Origin of the sequence: Noviherbaspirillum pedocola (genome assembly GCF_016632335.1) — a bacterium.
Classification (GTDB): Bacteria; Pseudomonadota; Gammaproteobacteria; order Burkholderiales; family Burkholderiaceae_D; genus Noviherbaspirillum_A; species Noviherbaspirillum_A pedocola.
The window spans coordinates 1-1,382 of record NZ_JAEPBG010000071.1 but is presented as its reverse complement, the minus strand read 5'-3'; the positions used below and the strand labels follow the sequence as shown (position 1 = coordinate 1,382).

Genomic DNA, 1,382 nt, shown 5'->3' with positions numbered 1-1,382 from the left:
AGCAGCGATCCATCCGGTGATCCGATTTCAGGTGCCCAATCACGGGTTCAATCGCCTGGCGCCGCCTCAGCCAACGCCGCTGCGGCGCGGTGAGCGACTTGTGTTTGCCGCGATGGATGATCTCGATGCCTGGATTGTCTTCGTCGACGCCACGGAATCCGAGGTCGACCACTGCCTGTTTCGGCGTCACGCCGATGTCTTCCAGCAGAATGGTGCTTTGCTCGATCTGCTCACGCAGGACATGACCGTCGTAGGGATTGCCTGGGAAGGTGCGCGCGCCAACCACCAGACCGCTCTTGTGCGTTGTCGCCACACTGGCCTTAACGCCGAACTCGTAAGGATTGCGCGCCTTGCCCTTGCTGATGCACTCTGCCTCCGGCGCATGCAGCGCGTACAGCTTGTTTTTGTCCTTGGGCCGCTGAGTACGAATCCTCTCTGCACGGGCCAGCATGGTTTGCAGTTGCTGCATCAGCGCCTCGGGGACCGCGGTGGCATCATCGAGCTTGCGCCGGATGTCGCGCATGACGATGCCCAGGATCGTGCGCTGGCGCTTGAGCGTGCGACGCAGGCGCTTGAATTGCCTGGCATGGGCATACCCGCCGGCTTTGCGGCGCAGGGTCTTGCCTTCTCTGGCATAGGTCTGCTTGAGCGCGATGCCGGCACGCTTGACCAGGCGCACCAGCTGCATGCGCGCCACGTCGAGCAAACGGCTGTCGGTGGGATGCGCGATGGCTTTCTCCTGCACCGTGGTATCAACGATGACGCGCTCAAATTCCGTTGGTCGGACTGCCTTAATGGCGACGGCAGTGTCGATGGTGGCCTTAAGCACTTCCTCCACACCGGCCTCGCCGATGGCCTTGCGGAAGCGCCCGAGCTGCGTTGGATCACAGGGCAGCTTCGGCGTGTAGTAATCCTGGCCGCTGAAGTATTGCCACACCACGTCTTGCGACCAGCGCTCCACCACCGCTTCATCGCTCAGGTTGAAGGCGTGCTTGAGATAGAGCAGCGCGACCATCAAGCGAATCGGCAGGCGCGGCCGCCCAGCCGGGCTGGGCGCGGCGCCGGCTAATTCCAGCGACGTGCCGAACAAGTCGCAGTCGGCCAGGACTTTGCCTGGACGGGGCTGATGGGTAAACGCCGGGGCCAGCGCGGCTTCTATCTGTGTCCAGGGCAGGCGCTGAGCTAGCACCGCCAAGGGATGCCGCAAGTCGATCATCTGATCCAATCTTGCCCGGAAAAAGTCATCGGTTGCCATGCGCGCTTCCTCGCATTTCCCTCAGTTTTCGCTGCCTTATATCGTAGTTTCTCGAGGAATTCAGAGGGTCGTTTCTACGCAAATCCCTTGCCGTCACTGCACGTCAGAGATTTTGCACGGACGACTA

At 61.6% G+C, this 1,382-nt stretch carries 1 protein-coding gene; it reads right to left on the bottom strand.

What is annotated here, in order from left to right:
- Nucleotides 1-1,255 (bottom strand): IS5 family transposase (locus JJB74_RS32935; RefSeq protein ID WP_200598766.1); only part of this gene is annotated, 1,255 nt, incomplete at its 3' end.
- Between the last annotated feature and the right edge of the window lie 127 nt (nucleotides 1,256-1,382).